Source organism: Synechococcus sp. BIOS-U3-1, from assembly GCF_014279975.1.
Classification (GTDB): Bacteria; Cyanobacteriota; Cyanobacteriia; order PCC-6307; family Cyanobiaceae; genus Synechococcus_C.
Genome location: NZ_CP047936.1, coordinates 1,488,365 through 1,508,349 on the forward strand (window position 1 = coordinate 1,488,365; position 19,985 = coordinate 1,508,349).

At 57.2% G+C, this 19,985-nt stretch carries 22 protein-coding genes; 11 read left to right on the forward strand and 11 right to left on the reverse strand.

The genetic code is table 11. The features are described 5' to 3' along the window. The first annotated feature begins 2 nt into the window (after positions 1-2). From devC to SynBIOSU31_RS07885, 3 genes are all read left to right on the forward strand, one after another. The gene (gene devC / locus SynBIOSU31_RS07875; RefSeq protein WP_186488982.1) at positions 3-1,163 is read left to right on the forward strand and encodes an ABC transporter permease DevC; all 1,161 of its coding nucleotides are present in this window, start codon (positions 3-5) and stop codon (positions 1,161-1,163) included. Between the two features lie 2 nt (positions 1,164-1,165). After that, positions 1,166-1,858, forward strand: a complete 693-nt coding sequence (locus tag SynBIOSU31_RS07880) for an ATP-binding cassette domain-containing protein (RefSeq protein WP_186488984.1) — start codon at positions 1,166-1,168, stop codon at positions 1,856-1,858. Positions 1,859-1,939: 81 nt separating this feature from the next. Then, entirely contained in the window at positions 1,940-2,860 is a 921-nt protein-coding gene (locus tag SynBIOSU31_RS07885) for a DMT family transporter (RefSeq protein WP_186488985.1), read from the forward strand. Here SynBIOSU31_RS07885 and SynBIOSU31_RS07890 read toward each other — a convergent pair. From SynBIOSU31_RS07890 to SynBIOSU31_RS07900, 3 genes are all read right to left on the reverse strand, one after another. Then, complete coding sequence (locus tag SynBIOSU31_RS07890) at positions 2,833-3,246, reverse strand: hypothetical protein (protein ID WP_370593611.1); 414 nt, start codon at positions 3,244-3,246, stop codon at positions 2,833-2,835. The genes SynBIOSU31_RS07885 and SynBIOSU31_RS07890 overlap by 28 nt on opposite strands. A 214-nt stretch (positions 3,247-3,460) precedes the next feature. Then, the gene (locus tag SynBIOSU31_RS07895; protein ID WP_186488987.1) at positions 3,461-3,823 is read right to left on the reverse strand and encodes a DUF2834 domain-containing protein; all 363 of its coding nucleotides are present in this window, start codon (positions 3,821-3,823) and stop codon (positions 3,461-3,463) included. A gap of 214 nt (positions 3,824-4,037) precedes the next feature. Continuing rightward, on the reverse strand, positions 4,038-4,214 hold the full coding sequence (locus SynBIOSU31_RS07900) for a hypothetical protein (RefSeq protein ID WP_186488988.1): 177 nt from the start codon (positions 4,212-4,214) through the stop codon (positions 4,038-4,040). 527 nt (positions 4,215-4,741) lie between these two features. Between SynBIOSU31_RS07900 and ruvA the strand changes: the two genes are divergently transcribed. From ruvA to SynBIOSU31_RS07915, 3 genes are read left to right on the forward strand one after another with little or no spacing between them, the layout of a single operon-like run. After that, positions 4,742-5,389 carry a Holliday junction branch migration protein RuvA gene (gene ruvA, locus SynBIOSU31_RS07905; protein WP_186488989.1) on the forward strand — a complete coding sequence of 216 codons (648 nt, stop codon included), beginning with the start codon at positions 4,742-4,744 and terminating at the stop codon, positions 5,387-5,389. A 55-nt stretch (positions 5,390-5,444) separates the two neighbouring features. Next, the gene (gene rpsO, locus SynBIOSU31_RS07910) at positions 5,445-5,714 is read left to right on the forward strand and encodes a 30S ribosomal protein S15 (protein WP_186488991.1); all 270 of its coding nucleotides are present in this window, start codon (positions 5,445-5,447) and stop codon (positions 5,712-5,714) included. Between the two features lie 26 nt (positions 5,715-5,740). Continuing rightward, the gene (locus tag SynBIOSU31_RS07915) at positions 5,741-6,118 is read left to right on the forward strand and encodes a PAM68 family protein (protein WP_186488992.1); all 378 of its coding nucleotides are present in this window, start codon (positions 5,741-5,743) and stop codon (positions 6,116-6,118) included. A gap of 12 nt (positions 6,119-6,130) precedes the next feature. Here the strand turns inward: SynBIOSU31_RS07915 and SynBIOSU31_RS07920 are convergent, their stop codons facing one another. From SynBIOSU31_RS07920 to trpD, 8 genes are all read right to left on the reverse strand, one after another. Next, positions 6,131-9,652, reverse strand: a complete 3,522-nt coding sequence (locus SynBIOSU31_RS07920; RefSeq protein WP_186488994.1) for a DNA polymerase III subunit alpha — start codon at positions 9,650-9,652, stop codon at positions 6,131-6,133. Positions 9,653-9,741: 89 nt separating this feature from the next. Then, positions 9,742-11,205 (reverse strand): Asp-tRNA(Asn)/Glu-tRNA(Gln) amidotransferase subunit GatA, encoded by a 1,464-nt coding sequence (gene gatA / locus SynBIOSU31_RS07925; protein WP_186489002.1) that lies wholly within the window; start codon positions 11,203-11,205, stop codon positions 9,742-9,744. A gap of 59 nt (positions 11,206-11,264) precedes the next feature. Continuing rightward, on the reverse strand, positions 11,265-11,510 hold the full coding sequence (locus tag SynBIOSU31_RS07930; RefSeq protein WP_186489003.1) for a DUF1816 domain-containing protein: 246 nt from the start codon (positions 11,508-11,510) through the stop codon (positions 11,265-11,267). Positions 11,511-11,595: 85 nt separating this feature from the next. Further along, positions 11,596-13,260 carry a 23S rRNA (guanosine(2251)-2'-O)-methyltransferase RlmB gene (gene rlmB / locus SynBIOSU31_RS07935; RefSeq protein WP_186489004.1) on the reverse strand — a complete coding sequence of 555 codons (1,665 nt, stop codon included), beginning with the start codon at positions 13,258-13,260 and terminating at the stop codon, positions 11,596-11,598. A gap of 11 nt (positions 13,261-13,271) precedes the next feature. After that, the gene (locus tag SynBIOSU31_RS07940; protein WP_186489005.1) at positions 13,272-13,682 is read right to left on the reverse strand and encodes a ribonuclease III domain-containing protein; all 411 of its coding nucleotides are present in this window, start codon (positions 13,680-13,682) and stop codon (positions 13,272-13,274) included. After that, positions 13,679-14,026 carry an STAS domain-containing protein gene (locus SynBIOSU31_RS07945; RefSeq protein ID WP_186492932.1) on the reverse strand — a complete coding sequence of 116 codons (348 nt, stop codon included), beginning with the start codon at positions 14,024-14,026 and terminating at the stop codon, positions 13,679-13,681. Before SynBIOSU31_RS07945 ends, SynBIOSU31_RS07940 begins: the two co-directional genes overlap by 4 nt. Positions 14,027-14,114: 88 nt before the next feature. Further along, entirely contained in the window at positions 14,115-15,257 is a 1,143-nt protein-coding gene (gene carA / locus SynBIOSU31_RS07950) for a glutamine-hydrolyzing carbamoyl-phosphate synthase small subunit (RefSeq protein ID WP_186489007.1), read from the reverse strand. Positions 15,258-15,291: 34 nt separating this feature from the next. Beyond that, positions 15,292-16,338 carry an anthranilate phosphoribosyltransferase gene (gene trpD / locus SynBIOSU31_RS07955; protein ID WP_186489008.1) on the reverse strand — a complete coding sequence of 349 codons (1,047 nt, stop codon included), beginning with the start codon at positions 16,336-16,338 and terminating at the stop codon, positions 15,292-15,294. A gap of 207 nt (positions 16,339-16,545) precedes the next feature. Here trpD and SynBIOSU31_RS07960 point away from each other — a divergent pair, with 207 nt between their 5' ends. The 5 genes from SynBIOSU31_RS07960 to SynBIOSU31_RS07980 all read left to right on the forward strand — a co-directional run bounded on the left by SynBIOSU31_RS07960 (position 16,546) and on the right by SynBIOSU31_RS07980 (position 19,977). Next, the gene (locus SynBIOSU31_RS07960) at positions 16,546-18,297 is read left to right on the forward strand and encodes an ABC transporter ATP-binding protein (protein ID WP_186489009.1); all 1,752 of its coding nucleotides are present in this window, start codon (positions 16,546-16,548) and stop codon (positions 18,295-18,297) included. Between the two features lie 72 nt (positions 18,298-18,369). Continuing rightward, positions 18,370-18,621, forward strand: a complete 252-nt coding sequence (locus SynBIOSU31_RS07965) for a hypothetical protein (RefSeq protein ID WP_066906518.1) — start codon at positions 18,370-18,372, stop codon at positions 18,619-18,621. 24 nt (positions 18,622-18,645) lie between these two features. After that, on the forward strand, positions 18,646-19,368 hold the full coding sequence (gene msrA, locus SynBIOSU31_RS07970; protein ID WP_186489010.1) for a peptide-methionine (S)-S-oxide reductase MsrA: 723 nt from the start codon (positions 18,646-18,648) through the stop codon (positions 19,366-19,368). Beyond that, positions 19,365-19,553, forward strand: a complete 189-nt coding sequence (locus SynBIOSU31_RS07975; RefSeq protein WP_186489011.1) for a hypothetical protein — start codon at positions 19,365-19,367, stop codon at positions 19,551-19,553. Before msrA ends, SynBIOSU31_RS07975 begins: the two co-directional genes overlap by 4 nt. Before the next feature lie 76 nt (positions 19,554-19,629). After that, the gene (locus SynBIOSU31_RS07980) at positions 19,630-19,977 is read left to right on the forward strand and encodes a hypothetical protein (RefSeq protein ID WP_186489012.1); all 348 of its coding nucleotides are present in this window, start codon (positions 19,630-19,632) and stop codon (positions 19,975-19,977) included. Positions 19,978-19,985 lie beyond the last annotated feature (8 nt).

The following is a 19,985-nucleotide window of genomic DNA, read 5'->3' on the forward strand; positions in this document are numbered from 1 at the left end:
TCATGAAACTGATCAAGCGCACCCCCATCGCCTGGCTTCAGTTGTCTCACCGTCCCCTGCGTCTGGCGGCGGCTCTGGCAGGAGTTGGATTCGCCAATGTTCTGGTGTTTTTCCAGCTCGGTCTTTCTGGGGGTCTCTACGACAGCCAGAAACGCCCGATTCAACAGTTCAACGGATCTCTAGCTGTGATCCCCCGTCGATACACGAATTTTGGAGAACCTGCTGGCTTCTCCAGGTCACGGTTGTTGCAGGTCCTTGGGTTCCAGGGCGTGAGTGGAGTCAGTCCTTTGCGGCTGGGAAAACTGCAGTGGTTGAATCCGGAAACCCAGGAATCAACACAGGCTTTGGTGATGGGCGTTGACCCCGGTAATCCGGCACTGATCCTTCCGGAACTGATCGAACAGCGCTCGTCACTGCAACTGCAAGGTGGCGTTCTGTTCGACAAGGCCTCCAAATCATCAGCCGGTCCAGTGACTGCACGCCTCGAGCAAGGTCAGTCCTTCACTACTGAACTCAATGGTCAACGCAGCAGCGTGAACGGGCTGTTTCAACTTGGCCTCACCTTCGCTGCTGATATCAATCTGATCACTTCAACGAGCAATTTCCAGAGTCTTTTCCCAGACCGTGATTCCAATGAAATTCAGATTGGAGTGGTACAACTTCAGTCGGGTGCGGATGCCAGCGCTGTTCAAAGTCGACTCGACGAGGTTCTAGGTCCCTCCCTTCAAGTTCTCACCGTGGAGGAGCTGCAGCTACGCGAGGTAGAGCACTGGAAACGCAACACATCCTTCGGATTGATCTTCGGACTTGGAGTTCTTGTAGGTTTCAGCGTTGGAGGAATTGTTGTCTACCAGATTCTTTTTTCTGAAGTAGGTGAACATATCAGCGAATACGCCACGATGAAAGCAATGGGATATGACGATGGTTTCGTCGTTGCGATCATCATTCAAGAATCTGTGATTTTGGCAAGCCTGGCTTTTCTGCCAAGCCTGATTGTTTCTGCTCTACTTTACAGAGTCCTGATGCAAGCCACCGGTTTACTGGTGGTGATGTCGCTCAGTCGTGCGGCACTTGTATTCAGCATGACGCTGCTTCTTTGTACAGGCTCAGGTTGGCTCGCCACAGCAAAACTAAGACGACTGGATCCGGCTGATGTGTTCTGATCATGACTGAACAAAAGCCACTAGTAGAAATCAAGAATTTGAATCACTGGTTCGGAGATGGAGATCAACGCAAACAGGTTTTGCGGTCGATTAACCTCACAGTTCAACCCGGTGAAATTACAATTCTTCTAGGACCTTCTGGGTCAGGCAAAACTACATTGCTGACGATGGTTGGCGGACTGCGTTCAGCGCAGGATGGCAGTTTGCGGATCTTCAACGAAGAATTGAGGGAAACATCGAAGGCCAATCTCACTAAACTGCGTCGCAAAGTGGGGTTTATTTTTCAGGCACACAATTTGATGCCGTATCTCAACTCTCAGCAAAACGTTCGGCTTGGATTAGAGGTTGTTCCCGAATGGCTCGAGCGCGGCCAGGCGGCCATGAATGATCGCTGTAACGAGATTCTTGGACAAGTGGGCCTCGGGGAGCGTGTTGATTACTTTCCTTCAAAACTCTCGGGTGGGCAAAAACAACGCGTGGCGATCGCCAGAGCTCTTGCTGCGTCACCTCAGCTTCTGCTCGCCGATGAGCCCACAGCCGCTCTAGACAAGGAATCCGGGCGCGATGTGGTGGATCTGTTTAGAACCCTGGCCCATGAAAACAAGACAGCCATCGTGATGGTGACCCATGACAACAAAATTCTCGACATCGCTGATCGGATCGTGAAACTCGAACAGGGCTCGCTGGTGGAATGAATCCACCCAAATCGCGCTAGCCAAGGCTCGATCAGAAACGGCTCCGGTGGCATCGTCGAGACTTAGCGTGCAGACCGATGAATGCGAGGCCTGCTGACAACCATCCGCGGATCGCAGTCCCCAGAGGAATGGAAGGCCTGCGTGAGTCTGGTCGGAGCGGCACTGGCCTTCAGCCTGATGACCGTGTGCGTTAAGCACCTCGGAGGCCGCTTGCCAGTGGCCGAGGTGGTGCTGATTCGATCGCTGATCAGCCTCGCGATCACGCTCACCATGCTGTCGCGACTAGGAGTCTCCCCCTGGGGGCATCAGAGGGGATTGCTTCTTGTGAGAGGAACGCTCGGCACTGGAGCGCTGCTGATGTTTTTCCAGGCCATTTCCAGCCTGCCTCTTGCCGCAGCCACCCTTCTTCAGTACACCTACCCGACCCTCACGACGGTTTGCGCCTGGGCCTTGCTGCGGGAACCGATCCGCAAGCGCATCAGCCTGGCAATCCTGCTGGGGTTGTTTGGTGTCCTGCTTGTGGTGCAGCCCGAATGGGCAGGACAATCGATGGCAGGGCTTCCACCTTTCTCGGCACTGATCGGACTCGGCGGAGCCCTGTTAACAGCCCTGGCTTACGTGAGTGTGCGCCAACTGTCAGTGCGGGAGCATCCTCTTGTAATCGTGTTTTATTTCCCTCTCGTCTCTGTACCGGCGACGCTGCCGTTACTGGTCAACAACTTGGTGCTGCCGACAGGGACTGATTGGCTGTGGTTGCTGGGAGTGGGTCTGCTCACGCAAATCGGGCAGGTTTGGCTCACAGAAGGCCTGGCGGCTCTCCCCGCAGCGCGCGCAACCTCGATCAATTACGTACAGGTGGTGTTCGCAACCCTCTGGGGTGTATTGATCTTTGCTGAACCGATCACCAGCACCGTCATCGTCGGAGCGCTCTGCGTGCTGGGCGCCACGCTGATCAGCCTCAGCGCCAAACAACGTCAGGCTGGATCAATAGCCAGTGGATAAGTGATCCAAGTCTGCGAAAGGCCGTCATCGGAACCACTCGGTAAGGCCAGTCGCCAGCTCTGACCGCGTTCTCCCTGTTCAAGGAACAGCTCGAATGGACTATCGACCTTGACCGCATCTCCAGGAAGTCGCCAATCAAAGCGTCCGATGAGATGCACGCCTTTCTGATCACCAATGCTCAGACTCTCCTGCTCCTCAAGACGGACCCTGGTCACCTCTGGAGCCCCAGAAGCCTCAAGATCCAGGGACTGGGCGATCGCACTTTGGGTGAGCTGAATTTGCTGACCAAGAGCGCTGAGAATCACACTTCGAGGTGGATGATCGCCTAAAGAACAGGAGCTCAACCCAAGACTGATCAAACACACGAGCATGGCGAACAGAACCATTCTCCGCATGCGACATAGAGATTGCATCACTGCAAAACGAAGTGAACGATCAGACGCATTGCAATCTGAAGTGTCGATAATCTGAATGCCAATCATTTGCAGTGTCTGGAGTGATCACCCTGGAGTAACCGCTCCAGGCTAACGGCCTGTAATGCTGGAATCACACTCTCCAACCTGAAGACGACATAGCCCCGCTTAAGTGATCCAGCAACGACTAGTCGGTGGCCGAGGTAGCAGCAAGATTGCGCTCCCTGTTAAACATGAACAACCCGAAAGAAAACGCAAACGAAATCGCGAACGTCACTGCAATATAGAGGTACCAAAACTTCATCTTCAACCGGATGCCTTCAGCTGCATAAAAAACAAATGAAGCAATCAGTACAAGCGTGAGATCAGCGGCAATAAAACCCGCCGAAGCATTAGCCCAGACTCCCTGGGAAAACAAATTAACGATTTCAATTGGGTCCGTGAGACCCAGTGCTTCCGTTTCTTTAATAAACTGATAAATGCAATACCAGGGCCACGCGATACCAGCCAATGCAGTTGCGCCATATAGGCCAAGCCGTAACTTTGCCATGTTTCAGAGAACAATTTCTTACAGTCTCACACGTCAAGCACCACTCGGGTAACGAAAGCTACACAGACTGAATCTAGCAGTGATCTTTCAATGCATTCTTTAAGGACTGCTTCAATCAAACAATTAATGAATGATTGAATCAATTCTTCAATGCCTTCTCGAGAAGGCCATTCAGAGGACTAGCAATACGCTCTCGCCAATCACAACCAGCTTACTACTCGGAGCCGGCCCAAAGGCCTTCATGTGAACCATGAAGAGGATGCCCCGGGTGTTGACGCCCTTCGGCGTAATACAGCTTTTCAGCCATGAGATCTCCGACCATTGGCCGTGCATCCGATTTCGCAGGGATGACCATCAGAGCAAGAGCAGCAAGAGAAGCAAAGAATTTCATGTTGAATCACAGCGCAAACATTAAAGCGGAGCACTTCATGGTTCAGGGGCAAAATCAATTCCCTTCAGTCATGAGCGATTGAACCGTGGAAGATGCATATTTCAGACAAGATCACAACCAACTGATTCGGTGTAATCCAGCCTCAAATCAACGTGAAGTGTGGAGAGCCGCCATCAAAGGTTCGGTCGGCAACCTCAAACATCATTCAGGCAACAGAATCGGAAGCGATTGACCATTAAAAAGTGCAATCCACACTGGATTTTTAAAGCCATAAGGCTTCTGGACATTGATTGATCAACGGCATGAGCGATCAAGAGCCATGCGAACAGACTCAGCCCGCGTGATGCCTGATTGAGATAGGTCTTACCCAGTGGCTGTACTCACCCCGTCGAGAAGCGTGGGCTCACCATCTCTCCTCAACCAGGATGCCAAGCGTCGATCTGGCATTCATCACCCTGCGAGGCTCTGAATTCAGCTTTTGCAGGCATTATTGAAGGAGGTCAGCGTTCAGAAAACAGGGGCATTTCATGATCGGCTGGCTTCGGGGTGAACGGATCCAGACCTGGGAGCAAGGAGGCCGCAGGGGCGTGGTCATCGCCTGTTCAGGAGTGGGGTATGAGGTTCAACTGACCCGACGCGATCAAGAGTCTCAAATCGAAGACAGCTGCACTCTCTGGATTCATCAGGTTCAGCGAGATGACGGTTCGACGCTCTATGGGTTTCCCCAGCAACGGGACCGCGATCTGTTTCGAACCCTGATCGCAGTCAATGGCGTAGGCCCCCAGATGGCTCTCTCGCTGCTCGATTGCTGCGCAGCTCCGGAACTAGTCATGGCAATCGTTGAAGGGGATCTGAAGCGCCTGACGCAGGCCCAGGGGGTCGGCAAGCGCACTGCTGAACGGATCGCAGTGGAACTTCGAGATCGCCTTGGCTCCTGGGCACCCGATTCAGATGAATCGTCACTATCCATCGTTGATCGCAGCGACGTCAAAGCGCTGCCAATTCAGCCCGATTCGCTGCGAGAGCTACAACTCACCCTTGAGACTCTTGGCTATGAGGACCTCGAGATCCGACGGGCCATGCGTGCTGTCGCCAGCAGTTCCGAAGTCCCTGGAGACAACGACAGTGAAGGATGGCTGCGCGCCAGTTTGCGTTGGCTCAGCGAATCGGCTTAATGGGACCACGGGAAGGTAAGTTGGTTCTTTGCTCTGTCAGGGCCAGACGCCGCGCATGTCGCTCGATACCACCGAAAAGCAGCAGCTGATCAACAGCCACCAGACCCATGCCACCGATACAGGGTCGGCTGAGGTTCAGGTGGCCATGCTGAGCGAGCGCATCTCGAAGCTCAGCAGCCACCTGCAACAGAACATCCATGACTACTCCTCGCGTCAGGGGCTGTTGAAGATGATTGGTCGCCGTAAGCGGCTGCTCAGCTATGTCAGAGGGAAGAGCGAGCAGCGTTACACAAGTCTCATCGCCAAACTGGGGATCCGCGGCTGAACCGCATCCAGAAATCTGCATGAGTCATGGCTGAAAAGCGCGATCCTCTTCCCTTTGAACCGCGTCGTTCAGCTCCAGAGACCACTCGGAATCAAGCAATTCCACGAGAAGTTGCTAACCGCATGGCCCGACGCGTCGCCATTGCCACAGGGGTTCCATCCCTAATGGGAATGGCGGTTTTTGTCATCAGTTACCTCGTAGTGAGTCGGGGCATACTCGATCTTCCGCCAAGCATCACCCTGCTGGGATCTGGATTCTTCTTTTTGTTAGGTCTTGTCGGTCTGAGCTACGGGGTTCTTTCTGCAAGCTGGGAACCGCAGCCTGGAACTCTGCTGGGGCTGGAGCACCTGAAGCCCAACCTGCAACGTCTGCGAAGCTCAATCAAAGCCCAGAAGCAGGCCTGAATCTGTTCTCCGTCATTTCATCAATGGGTCACTGCAGCTCACAGTGAAAGCACTGTTCTGCAGATGTTGCTGTGCCGCGGCCACATCCTTGACGCAGAACTGGGGGCCAAGGCGCACATAACGCACTTCGTGGCCTCTGCGAACGGCTGCCACCACAGGCACGCGAACGCCTAACTCATCCTGGTCAGGACGATAGGCCTGAAGGCACTCCCTCAGTTTGTGCTGAACCGCCACATCAGAGGCCTGATCGGGATCTAACTCCACCAAGAGCAGACGAAGGTCATCAATCGCGCGGCAGTCATCCACGATTAACTGCACCCGCTCATCGCGTCGATCCACGGCAGCCCAGACCAGCAGCCTGGCCTCGGCCATGAGGTGATCGCAGAGCCTTGCATAGCTTTTCGGGAACACCACTGCCTCACAGGAACCGGTGAGGTCCTCAAGCTGAAGAATCGCCATACGGTCGCCTTTACGGGTGGTGACCTGACGCATCTCACTCACCATGGCGATGGCACTGACCTTCGACTTGTCGGCCTGCTCTTCCAGGCTGGCCAGTCCGATTGGCGCCAAAAGACGGGCGGGTGCACTGAGCTGCTTGAGCGGATGATCAGAGAGGTAAAACCCAACCAAGTCTTTTTCAAGCTTCAGTTTTTCGCTGGGGTGATAGTCCTTCACAGGAGCCGCCTTTGGAGCAAGGCTCAGGTCCGTGCTGCCATCGGTTTCATCCTCGGCAGGGGCCGCCATCAGATCAAACAGATTGCCCTGACCGCTGGCACGATCCCTCGCCCGGGATCCGGCCCAATCCAGGAGAAGATCAAGATCGGCAATCAATTGCGCGCGATTGGCCTGTGGCTCCAGCGCATCAAGTGCTCCGCAGTGAATCAGCGATTCCAAGCTGCGCCGGTTGAGCACACTGGAGGGAAGCCGGTCACAGATGTCAGCGAGTGACTGGAACACACCATCGGTTTGTCTGGAGCGGATCAAGGCCCGAATGGCACCATCGCCGAGGTTACGCACCGCCGAAAGTCCGAAGAGAATGCGGCTGTCTCTAGGAGTGAAATCAGTTCCGGAGGCGTTCACATCCGGTGGCATCACTTCGATGCCCATGGCGTTGCAGTTGGAGATGTACCGCTGAACCTTGTCGCTGGCTCCGGCATTCACCGTCAGCAGTGCTGCCATGTAGGCCACTGGATAGTGCGCCTTGAGATAAGCGGTTTGGTACGTCACCGCTCCATAGGCCGTGGAATGGCTCTTGTTGAAGCAGTACTCGGCAAACAACACCATCTGGTCAAACAACTCGTCGGCCACTTTGGTGTCAACGCCGCGTTCCGTGGCTCCCTTCACGAAGATGCCGCGATGCTTCTGCATCTCCGAAACTTTTTTCTTGCCCATGGCCCGACGCAGCAGATCTGCTTCTCCGAGGGAGTAACCAGCCAGGTCCTGCGCGATCCGCATGATCTGCTCCTGGTACACCATGATTCCGTAGGTCTCACTCAGAATCGGCTCCAACGTGCTGTGGGCGAAGTCGATCGCTTCACGGCCGTGCTTGCGGTTGATGAACTTGGGAATCAAGCCAGCATCGAGGGGACCTGGTCGATAGAGAGCCAGGATTGAAGAGATGTCCTCCAGAGATGAGGGTTTCAGATCTCGCACGATCTGACGCATCCCCGTGGACTCGAGTTGGAAGATGCCCTCGAGGTCACCTCGGGCCAGCAGATCGAACGTTCCCTCATCTTCAGGAGGCAGCTGGTCGGGATCGATCCGAGTGCCACTGATCTGCTCGACAAGTTCGAGGGTCTTGTCGATCATTGTGAGGTTTTTGAGGCCAAGGAAGTCCATCTTCAGTAGGCCCATCGACTCCACGTCTTCCATGAAGTACTGGGTGATCACCTGACCGTCGTTGTTGCGCTGAAGAGGAACCAGTTCGTCGAGGGGATCAGCGGCAATCACCACTCCCGCGGCATGGACGCCGAACGTTTTGTTGGTTCCTTCAATGCGCATGGCCATATCGACCCAGCGCTTCACGATGGGATCTTTCTCGTAGCGATCCTTGAAGTCGGGATTCGGCGACTGATCGCCGATCATGGCTTTGAGCTTGGCGGGCTTGCCCCTAACCACAGGGATCAGCTTGGCCAGTCGGTCGGCATCGCCGTAGGGAATATCCAGTACGCGAGCCACATCCTTCAACACAGCCTTTGAGGTCATGCGGTTGAACGTGATGATTTGCGCCACCTTTTCGTCGCCATAGCGTCGCGTGACGTAATCGATCACCTCACCGCGGCGTTCAATGCAGAAATCGGTGTCGATATCAGGCATCGACTTGCGTTCCGGGTTGAGAAAACGTTCGAACAACAGGCCATTGCTGACGGGATCGATGTTGGTGATACCGAGGGCATAGGCCACCAGCGAGCCTGCCGCCGAACCACGACCCGGGCCCACCGGGATGCTCTGTTCGCGGGCGAAACGGATGTAATCCCAGACAACCAGGAAATAGGTGGGAAAACCCATCTGTTCCATGATCTTGAGTTCGTGGACCATCCGCTCGGCATACACCTCCTCGATGGTGTCGGCACCTGTCAGACCGAGACGGTCACGCAGACCCTGCTCGGTGATCTCTCGCAAATAGGTGACAGGGGTATGGCCATCAGGAATAGGGAAGCGGGGCATCTGATAACGGCCCAGGATGTCGTAGTCCTCGACTTTTTCTGCAACAGCAACGGTGTTGGCAATCGCTTCCTGCACCACCTCTGGCTCGAGGTGGTCGGCGAAGAGATGGCCCATCTCCTCTTCCGATTTGAGATATTCGGTGCCGGTGTAGCGAAGCCGCTTTTCGTCGCTGATCAGCTTGCCCGTAAGCACGCACAACAGGGCGTCATGGGCCTCCACATCATTGCGAGTGAGGTAGTGAGCGTCGTTGGTGGCAACAACCTTGATGCCCAGCTCACAGGCAATCTTGACGATCTCCACATTGACGATGCGATCTTCCGGAGATCCGTGGTCCTGAATCTCCAGGTAGAAGTCGTCACCGAAAATGCTCTGGTACCAGCGGGCCACATCACGGGCCACATCGGGTCGTTCACGCATGATGGCCTGGGGAACCTCACCGCCCAGACAGGCTGTCGCAACGATCAAACCCTCGGAATACTGAGCAAGCAGATGCTTGTCGACGCAGGCACGTGAAAAAATTCCTCGGCCCCGCATCCCACGCAGGTGGCTAATGCTGGTGAGCTTGACCAGGTTGCGATATCCGACGGCATTTTTGGCAAGCACCACCAGGTGATATCGACGTTCATTCTTGGGTTGCGGATCATCAATCGAACCATTGATGACATACATCTCATTGCCGATGATCGGCTTCACACCACTGTCCTTGCAGAGCTTGAGCAGCTCGACAGCGCCGTACATCACCCCGTGATCGGTGAGAGCCAGAGCCGGCATCCCCAGCTCCTTGGCGCGTTCCACCATCTGAGGAAGCTGGGAAGCACCGTCCAGCAAGCTGTAGTCGCTGTGGTTGTGAAGAGGGACGAATGCCATGCACCCAGCCTAGGCGCATGCGCAAGATGCAGTGCATGAGCAACCGTGACAACACCAGATGCGGTGCCACCCAGGCTGAATGCATGCTGTCAAGCGGGGACCAGACCCGCTTCAGGCCTGGACTTCATCACCTCCGCCACCTGCTCGTACTGATGGGCCACCTGCAGCAGACGGGGCTCTTCCAGCACATTGGCGATGAGCTGAACACCGATCGGCATACCGCCCGAATCGAAGCCGCAGGGGACACTGATGGCCGGAAGGCCAGCGAGATTGGCGGGAATGGTCAGCAAATCCGACAAGTACATGGCGAGTGGATCATCCGCATGGGCACCGTTCCTGAAGGCAGTACTGGGAGCCGTGGGCGTCAACAGCACGTCAACCGACTGGAAGGCCTTGTCAAAGTCACGCCGGATCAGCGTTCTCACCTGCTGCGCTTTCTTGTAGTAAGCATCGACATAACCGGCTGAAAGGGCATAAGTGCCGATCAGAATCCGACGTTGCACTTCACTGCCGAACCCCTCCGCACGACTTCTGGCAGTCATGGCAGCCAGAGATGTTGAATCATCGGCCCGATAGCCGTACTTCACGCCGTCGTAGCGCGCAAGATTGGCGGATGCCTCCGAAGGCGCGATCACGTAATAGGTGGCGATGCCATCGTTGAAGCGGGGGCAGCTCACATCCACCAGTTCGGCGCCAAGAGCCTTGAGCTGATCTGCTGCCGCCAGCACCGACGCCTTCACCTGCGGGTCCAATCCGTCCTGGTCAAAGCACTCGGTGACCAGACCGACCCGCAAACCCTTGATCGGAGCGGCAAGGCCAGCGGTGTAGTCAGGAACGGGAACATTCAGACAGGTCGAATCGCGAGGATCAGCTCCTGCCATGACCTGCAACAGTTCGGCGGCATCCGCCACCGATGAGGTGAACGGTCCCACCTGATCCAGGGAGCTGGCGAAAGCCACCAGGCCATAGCGACTCACTCTCCCGTAGGTGGGCTTGAGACCAACGACCCCGCAGAAGGATGCGGGCTGACGAATCGAACCACCGGTGTCGGAACCGATGGAGGCCAGACACTCGCCGGCGGCAACAGCCGCTGCACTGCCGCCGGAGCTGCCACCGGGCACATGCTCAGGATTCCAGGGATTGGCGGTGGCACCAAACGCGGACGTTTCGGTGGAGCCACCCATGGCGAATTCGTCCAGGTTGGTCTTACCCAGAAGAACCGCTCCGGAGGCCCAGAGCCGACCGGTCACCGTGGATTCATAGGGAGGAACAAACTGCTCGAGCATGCGACTGGAGCAGGTGGTGCGCACGCCCCTGGTGCAGAGATTGTCTTTAATGCCCAGGGGGATCCCAGCCAGTGGCGGCAAATCCTCGCCGGCACGACGAGCCTCATCAATGCGATCGGCATCGGCACGAGCACGATCCACCGTGACTTCAAGAAAGGCATGCACGCTGGGGTCGACCGCATCGATCCTGGCCAGGTGATGGTCGGTGAGTTCCCTAGCGGACACTTCCCCGGTTGCCAGTTGCTGACGCCACTCGGCGATCGCCATGGTCAGGATTTGCGTGCAGCTGAGACGCTATCAGTCAGATGCGTTCGCATCGGGCCAACTCAGCCCTGGGATTCGATCGTGAACGGTTCGGAACGACGACAGCGCACCAATGAATGATCGAGTGAAGCGGGCGATTCCGAGGACACATCACTCAGAAAAGCCGGTAGCTCCCGCTCCAGGGTGGAGCGGCGCACGAAAGGACCGAACCAGTAGGTGACGTCTGGGCCATGGGTCTGAACCCTGGCCCACCAAGCCATGCCTAAACCGTTGGCAAGTGAGCGCATCGGTCGGTTCAGAGGGCCCATGGCGGAGCGATGAAGTCCCGCCATTGTGCCACTTTTAACGCTGGTGAAAACATTCAAATTATCGACTTGCTGAGATTGCACGTTTTTAAAGATCGATGCTGCCATCGAAGGCTGGTGCTGTGGTCTGCGGAAGACGTTCGAGTTGCAGATCAATCCCTGGATCCTCGAGCAACGAGTGAGTGGCGTCAGGCTGGACGGACGGCTGTGTCCCAGCAGCATCTAATGGCAATAGATCTGAGGAGGAATCGTTGAGTTCCTCGTTTTGCGACATCTCATCCTGAGTGGCCAACACCGATGGCGGTGCGGAGAGCTGGGGCCGCACGATGCGGGGAGAGGGGTTCTGTCCCTGAAGTCCCTTCATCCAGCCTCGACGAGCCACCTCATACAGGCAGAGAGCGGTGGCGACGGAAGCGTTCAGGCTTGGCGTGACACCACGCAGCGGGATGCGAATCAACTGATCGCAATGACGACGGGTCAGCATGGAAAGGCCCTGGTCCTCGGAACCTGTGACCACCACCAGCGGACCTTCTAAATCGACTTCTTCAAGGGTCTGACCACCTTCCTCGGCAAGACCAACCACGCGATAGCCAGCATCCTTGAGGGTTTCCAGAGAGCGGTTGAGGTTGACAACCCGCGCCACAGGCAGATGTTCCAGGGCACCCGCTGCAACTTTGGCCACGGATCCCGTAAGACCTGCACTACGACGCTGAGGCAAAACCACTCCGTGAGCTCCTAGGGCCTCAGCGGAACGTACGATCGCTCCAAGATTATGGGGATCAGTGAGGCCATCCAGAGCCAACAGCAGCGGAGGTTCATTAAGCTCACTGCAGCCATGAATCAGATCTGGAAGGCTCAGGGTGTCTGCTGCAGCGGTCTGCAAAGCGATTCCCTGATGAACTGCACCACCGGTCATCTGAGCTAGACGCGCCCAGGTGACCTCCTCCACCAAGACTCCGGAGGCCTTGGCATCCCGGAGAAGCTGCATGAATTTGGGAGCACTGCGCATCTCACTGGTGCACCAGATGCGATGGATCGGACGACCTGCCTCCAGTGCGGCCTGGGTTGCATGCCGGCCCCAGAGCAGATCATCAGCAACCGAATCAGACCCATGGGGAGTGGCTTCGCCGCGGGGCTGATCTGGAACCTGACGGTCATTGCGTTCGGAACGACCGGGGCGAAAGTTACGGGACTCGCCATCACTAAAGCGACGGCCTCCTGCACGACGGTCTGAAAAACTCCTGTCATCGGCGCGACGCCCCTTAAAGCGCTGGTCGCCATCGCGGCGATCCTCAAAACGCCGATTCTCAAAACGCCGATCGTCAGAACGTCGCTCTTCGGGGCGCCTGCCTTCAAAACGCCTGTTGCCTTCACGACGTTCACCATCACGGCGATCCTCAAAGCGACGGCCTTCAAAACGGCGGTCATCCGGACGGCGGTCATCCGGACGGCGTTGTTCAAAGCGCCGGTCCCCATCACGACGATCGCCACGGCCTGGTGGTCTTGATGCATCTCTTGCCCCCCCACGGAATGCACCATTCCGGGACGGTCCGCGTCCTCGGAACTCTCCATCATGTGATCCACGCCATGGCGTGTCAGCTCGACTGTCGTCTCCCTCTCGTCGCCGGGATCCTGTCGGGCTGCCATCCACTCTTGGGCGACGACCACGAGGTCCACCACGAGACGGTCGTCCGCCTGAGGAATCACCACCACGGGAGGGACGGGCGGGGCGGCGATCAAAACGGGAGCTCATGAAATCGATGGTTATGACAGGGCGGTTTCGGTCTCCTCAAGTCGATCCAGAAGCTGGGCAAGCCGCGTCGGATTTTGCAAAAAGAGCCAGCCAACCATTGTCTCAAACCCTGTGGCCTTTCCATAAGCCGCAGGGTCGGCACCCCGTGGGCCGCGGCCAGCACGATTACGGCCACGACGCACAAGGTCTTTCTCCTCCTCGCTGAGCCAGGGTTCAAGCCGCTTGAGGGCAATCGCCTGGGCATCAGCACGAACTTCGGCAACCACAGCACGGTGCAGATCCTTGGATCGGCCGGCCTGCCGGCAGTGCCGCAAACGTTGATGGAGCTCCCAGACGGCATCCCCGAGCCATGCCAGCTGCAGAGGACCGAGATCCGTAGAACCTGCCGGAAGAGACTGTTGAAGCCGGATCCAGTCGCTCAAGCAGCCAGCTGGGTGTAAGCCGTCTCCAAATCGTCCACCAGATGGAGGAACGATTCAAGACGGACCAATTTCACGGTCTGGGTGACACGTGCATTGCCAACCACCACGAAACTGCGCTTGGCGTCTTTGCATTGTTTGGCCAGCTGCACCAAGGCGCCGAGACCAGAGGAATCGAGAAAGTCGATTTTGCTCAGATCAAAGACAGCAGGAAAGGCATTGGCCTTCAAAACATCCATCACGTAAGTGATGAACTGCTTTTCGGAGTAGGCATCTAACTGACCGGTGAAGTGAAACACCAGGCAGCCATCCTTCTGCTCAAATCCTCCACGGAGCGAAACCGTCAGTCGCTGCAGTTCAGTGATGGGACCAGACCCCCCATGTTGCGTCGTCGTCGTGCGAAGTGTAGTGATGCTCTTCGAGACAGACCACGCATCAACGTCGATCTGACATCAGCGAAACGAAACGGGCGAAATGGTGATCGGCATCGTGGGGGCCGGGACTCGCCTCAGGGTGATATTGCACACCAAAGATCGGCTGCTGCCGATGGGCCATCGCTGCCACGGTGCGGTCGTTGAGATTGAGGTGCGTCACCTCAATGCAGTCGGCGGGGAGACTCGCCGCATCCAGGGCAAAACCATGGTTCTGACTCGTGATCTCCACCTGGCCGCTGGTGCCACAGGGATGGTTGAGACCACGGTGTCCATAACCGAGTTTGAAGGTGTTGCCTCCCATGGCCAGACCGAGAATCTGATGGCCAAGGCAAATACCGAACAAAGGGAGATCCCGCTGCTGAATTAGACCTTTGGACAAAGCGATACCGTCACCAACGGCGGCCGGGTCACCCGGTCCGTTGGACAGAAACACCCCCTCAGGCTTGCAAGCCAGCACGCTCTGCAGGTCAGTTGATGCCGGCATAACCGTCACATCACAACCATGACTGACTAATCGATCGAGGATGGCGCGCTTGATTCCGAAATCGATCGCGACGACTCGGTAAGGAGTATCCGGCCTGCCGACCTGCAAGCGTCGGTCGAAATCAACTGCACAGGGAACGCTCCAGGCGTAGGGAGTAGTTGTCGAAACCCTGTTGGCGAGATTCAAGCCTTCCATCGAAGGCGCTGAACGCACCACCTCGAGCAGCTCCGCCGGCGAGCGTCCATCGGAGCTGATCACTCCATTCATGGCGCCTGTTTCACGCAGGTGGCGAACCAAAGCGCGAGTGTCGATGCCGTGGATTCCGACAACTCCATGAGCCTCCAACCAGTCCTGGAGACTTTGACGGGACCGCCAGTTGCTGGCCACCGGTGACAACTGCCGCGCGATCAGACCTTGAACATGCGGCTTGTCTGCCTCCTGATCATCAGGATTGACCCCGGTGTTTCCCAGTTCCGGGTAAGTGAAGGTGACCAGCTGTCCGGAATAGCTGGGGTCGGTCATGACCTCTTGGTACCCGGTCATGCCGGTGTTGAAAACAACCTCACCGACCACGCTGCCGTCGGCGCCACAGGGCAATCCGGAGAAAGCAGTGCCATCGGCCAGCACCAGCCATGCCGACTCACTGGATGAAGCAGTCATCAGCAGATGAATCCCCTCAACAACGCTGGAGCCCTCATCCTCCCTCGGCGGGGGTCAGCCCCAAGCGCAACTGCTCGAGACGCTCCCAGGCAAGGCCATCGTTCAGAGCCGAAAGAGCTCGCTGCGCTCCAGACTTCAAATCCATTTCCACACCGGCTACCCAAAGCACCAGAGCGCAATTCAAGGCAACAACCTCAGCCTGAGCTTGGGTGCCGCGACCCTGGAGGAGATCACTCAAAATCGCCTGATTGCACTCAAGATCGCCGCCACGTAGAGCTGAGAGAGGTGCCTCCTGAAGGCCGAGATCTCCAGGGGAGATTGATTCTGAACGCAACACTCCATTTTCAAGAATGCGCAACGCATTGGGTCCGGCCAGTGACGCTTCATCCAGGCCACCGGCACCGTGAACCACAACGGCTCGCTCTTGGCGAAGGCTCTGAAGTGCCTCCGCCATTGGATCAAGCAAGTCTTCTGTGGCCACGCCCAACACCTGACCATCAGGACGCAGTGGGTTCACGAGAGGTCCCAACAGGTTGAACACGGTGCGTACACCCAAACTGCGACGGAGTGGAGCCAAATTCACCAGAGCCGGATGCCATGCGGGTGCAAACAAGAAGGTCACTCCGGCTTTAGGGAGAGCATCCACCACCTGACCTGCAGGAGCCTGCAGATGCAGACCAAGGCCTTCGAGCACATCCGCTGATCCCACTTTGCCGCTAGCGCTTCGATTGCCGTGCTTGGCCACATGGGCACCGCAGGCTGCGGCTGTAAAAGCCACAGCGGTGGAGATGTTGAAGGTGTCCGCACCGTCACCCCCCGTGCCACAGGTATCCACCATCAACAATTCGGGGCGTGCCCCTGGCAGAGGACAGGCACCCCTTAACACCGCTGCCATAGCACCAAGCTCACCGCCGTTGACGCCGCGCGCCCTGATCGCAGCAAGAAAAGCCCCTGTCTGCACAGGCGTGAGCTCCTCGGAGAGCCAGGCCCTCATCAGTGCCGCTGCCCGGTCAGGGTCGAGCACTCCACCGTTGAGCAGAAGCTCCAGTGTCTGAGGCCAGGAAACGGATTGAGAGACCATGGGAGAAGAGGCCTGGAGCCTTAGGGATCGACGGACAGAAAAAAGCCCGGGTGCAGATGCACTCCGGGCCGGGTGATGGGGACATCAACACTATCCCTTAAAAAGGATGCGATGGCCAGTTCGACGCCAATCTCAACCCGCCCCAGAGCGTTGCGCTCTCCTGAGCATCCGCTCAATGCCTAGTTTGTTCTTTGTTCAGGGTCCGCGATGGCCGCTTTCCGCCTCGATCTGATCCGCCGCTACCTGAAGCCCCATCGACGCACGGTGCTGATGGGTGCGATCGCTCTGGTCGTCGTGAACATCCTGAGCGTCACCATCCCCCTCGAGGTTCGACGGGTGATCGATGACCTTCAAGAGGGTTTTGCCTTCTCCGATGTGCTCCAACAGGCGGGCTGGATCGTGCTGCTCGCCACGAGCATGGGAGTGGTAAGGCTCATTTCACGCCAGCTGGTCTTCGGAGTCGGGCGCCAGGTGGAGGTTGAGCTTCGACAGAAGCTGTTTGATCAGATGCTGCAGCAGGAGCCCGGATGGGTTCAGCAAACGGGCAGCGGTGAAGTGATCAGCCGTGCGACAAGCGATGTCGAAAACGTTCGACGGCTACTTGGTTTTGCCGTACTGAGCTTGACGAATACCGTTCTGGCTTACGCCTTCACCCTGCCGGCCATGCTGGCGATTGATCCCGGTCTCACAGTTGCCGCGATCTCCCTTTACCCGGTGATGCTCGGCGCCGTTCGCTTGTTTGGAGGGCGAATGATGCGGGAACAACGGCGCCAGCAGGAAGCGCTGGCAGGTCTCAGTGAACTGATTCAGGAAGACCTGTCAGGTATCGCAGCCATCAAGATCTACAGCCAGGAAGAACAGGAGCTGAATGCCTTCAGTTCCCGCAACCGCGGATACCGCGATACCGCCATTCAGCTAGCACGCACGCGCAGCACCCTCTTCCCCTTACTGGAAGGCATCTCGTCCATCTCCCTGTTGTTGCTGCTCGCTCTTGGGAGCGGTCAACTCCAGCAGGGCACCCTGTCGATCGGTGGCCTTGTCGCGTTGATCCTTTATGTGGAACGACTGGTGTTCCCCACCGCTCTGCTTGGCTTCACGCTTAATACATTCCAAACCGGACAGGTCAGCCTGGAACGCGTCGAAGAACTGCTGTCACGAAAACCCCTGATCAGTGATCCGATTCAACCGGAGTCACTGGAACTACCAGTACGCGGAGAGCTGGAGGCTCGCAACCTACACATCCGTTACGACGGATCCGATTGCGACACCCTGAACGGGCTGAGTTTCCAGATTCACTCAGGCGAGCTGGTGGCCGTTGTCGGTCCAGTGGGCTGTGGCAAGACCACATTGGCTCGCGCTTTGGGCCGCATGGTGGAAGTGCCGGCTAATCAATTGTTCCTCGACGGGCACGACCTCACCAACCTGCGCTTGAACGACCTGCGCGAACAGATCGCACTCGTTCCTCAAGAGGGATATCTCTTTACGAGCAGTTTGGCGGACAACCTGCGCTATGGCGAACCCGAAGCAGACAGCGGACGGGTTGAAGCAGCAGCCGATCAGGCCCGCTTGCTGGGAGATGTACGCGGATTTCCCGATGGGATGAACACGCTTGTCGGAGAACGAGGAATCACTCTCAGTGGAGGCCAGAGACAGCGAACCGCACTAGGCAGGGCATTGCTCTTGAAGGCTCCTGTTCTGGTCCTGGACGATGCATTGGCGAGCGTTGACAACAACACCGCTGCCGAGATTCTCGCTTCGGTGCGACGTCAGACACAGCGCACGATTGTGATGATCAGCCATCAACTTTCTGCTGCAGCGGCATGCGACAGGATCTTGGTGCTGGACCAAGGACGATTGGTGCAACAGGGGCACCACGCTGACCTGATCAAAGAACAGGGTCTCTATCGGAGTTTGTGGGAACGGGAACAGGCTGCTGAACGGCTGGAAACGGTGGCCTGACGCAAAGGTTGCGCAATGTACGGGCGACAAACCCCATTGCCTCGGCTTAGCTGGAGTCTCTGCTGCCGAACCATGACGTCAGGTACACCTTTCTCGGTCCGCTGCACCCTGACGTTCGGGGATATCTATGGCCAGATCCTTGCCTGGATGGCCGTGATTTTTGTGAGTCTCGCCGCAGGGCTGGCCCTGATGGGATCCTCTCGACCAGTGTTTGCACTGGTGGGAGTCGGCTTGATTCTCGTGCTCAGCGTTCCGTTTCTGCTGTTCGCCTTCGTCACCACACTGCTCAATCACATTCGCCTGGATCCGATGACATCTGCCTAGGGTTGCGACACAGACAAGGATGTGATGCTGCCCAACTGGCTCACTGGTTCTCAGCAAGGACAATCAGACAGCAACGCTGACGAGCGTCACGTTGTTCTCGGTACCCCTCTGAAGGCGCCGCTGATGGAGGACCAGGAGGAAATCATTTTCGGCTGCGGATGCTTCTGGGGCGCGGAAAAGGGGTTTTGGCGGCTACCGGGTGTTGTCTCCACAGCCGTTGGTTATGCCGGTGGCCAGATGGCATCTCCCAGCTATGAGCAGGTCTGCAGCGGACGGACTGGACACACCGAAGTGGTTCGCGTGGTTTACAGCACCCCAGCCATCGACGTCAGCGATCTGCTCAAGCTGTTCTGGGAATGTCATGACCCCACGCAGGGGGACCGCCAGGGCAATGACCAAGGCAGTCAGTATCGATCTGCGATCTACACCACCACGCCCCGGCAGATGCAATTGGCCCTGGCCAGTCGGGACTGGTACCAACAGGCCCTAACTCAGGCCGAACGAGACAGCATCACGACCGAAATAGCCGCTGACCGAACCTTTTACTTCGCTGAGACTTACCACCAGCAATATCTGGCGCGACCCGGCAGCAGGCCCTACTGCTCGGCCATGCCCACAGGGATCAGCCTCGGGGCTTTTGAAGACGCCGACTTTCGATTGCCCAGTCAGGTCTGGAACCATTACGACTGGAGCATCAGTCACTGCGTCTTGCGTGGTGACAACAGTCCGATCCAGCTGCAGCCATGAATGATTCACTTCCCGACAGGGTGGTGATCGCCGTCATCACGCTGACGGTGATCCTGGTCTTCGCATTGGCTTTCACCCTGAGACCCCGCTCAGAGCATGAGCGTCCTTTTCTTTGGCGTGATCCGTCCCCTGCACCTGCCGCCCAGGTCACAGCTCCGCATCCGAGGGGAACCCTGGCGATCTGACCACTTCCTCCCCTCTGATCCAACCGACCTGGCATCGACCTGGCAAGGTTGGGAATGACTGGACTGATTGCGAGGCGTGCCCACCATTCCTGAGCCGAAGCCACCTCGCCGTCTGCACCCACTTCCGAACGGCCTTGTGGAGCTTTATGGCTTGATCGCTGTGCTGGTGGTGTTGATTCCGGAGTGGATCGCTGATGGCACTCTCAGTCTTGGGGACAACAAACGACGGTCCAACCTGCCGATTGCATCCAGAGCTTGGAGAACACTGCCGGAGCTGCAGCTTGCTTCGATGAGTCTGTCGTCGCTACGTCAGCTAGGTAGGCAACTAAGACTCTGGGGGTATGCGGGCGACAGCCGCGACAGGCTCACAACAAGACTGCTGACACGCATCAAGCGACACACGAAGAGCGGGAATGCCTTGTGATAGCTTGC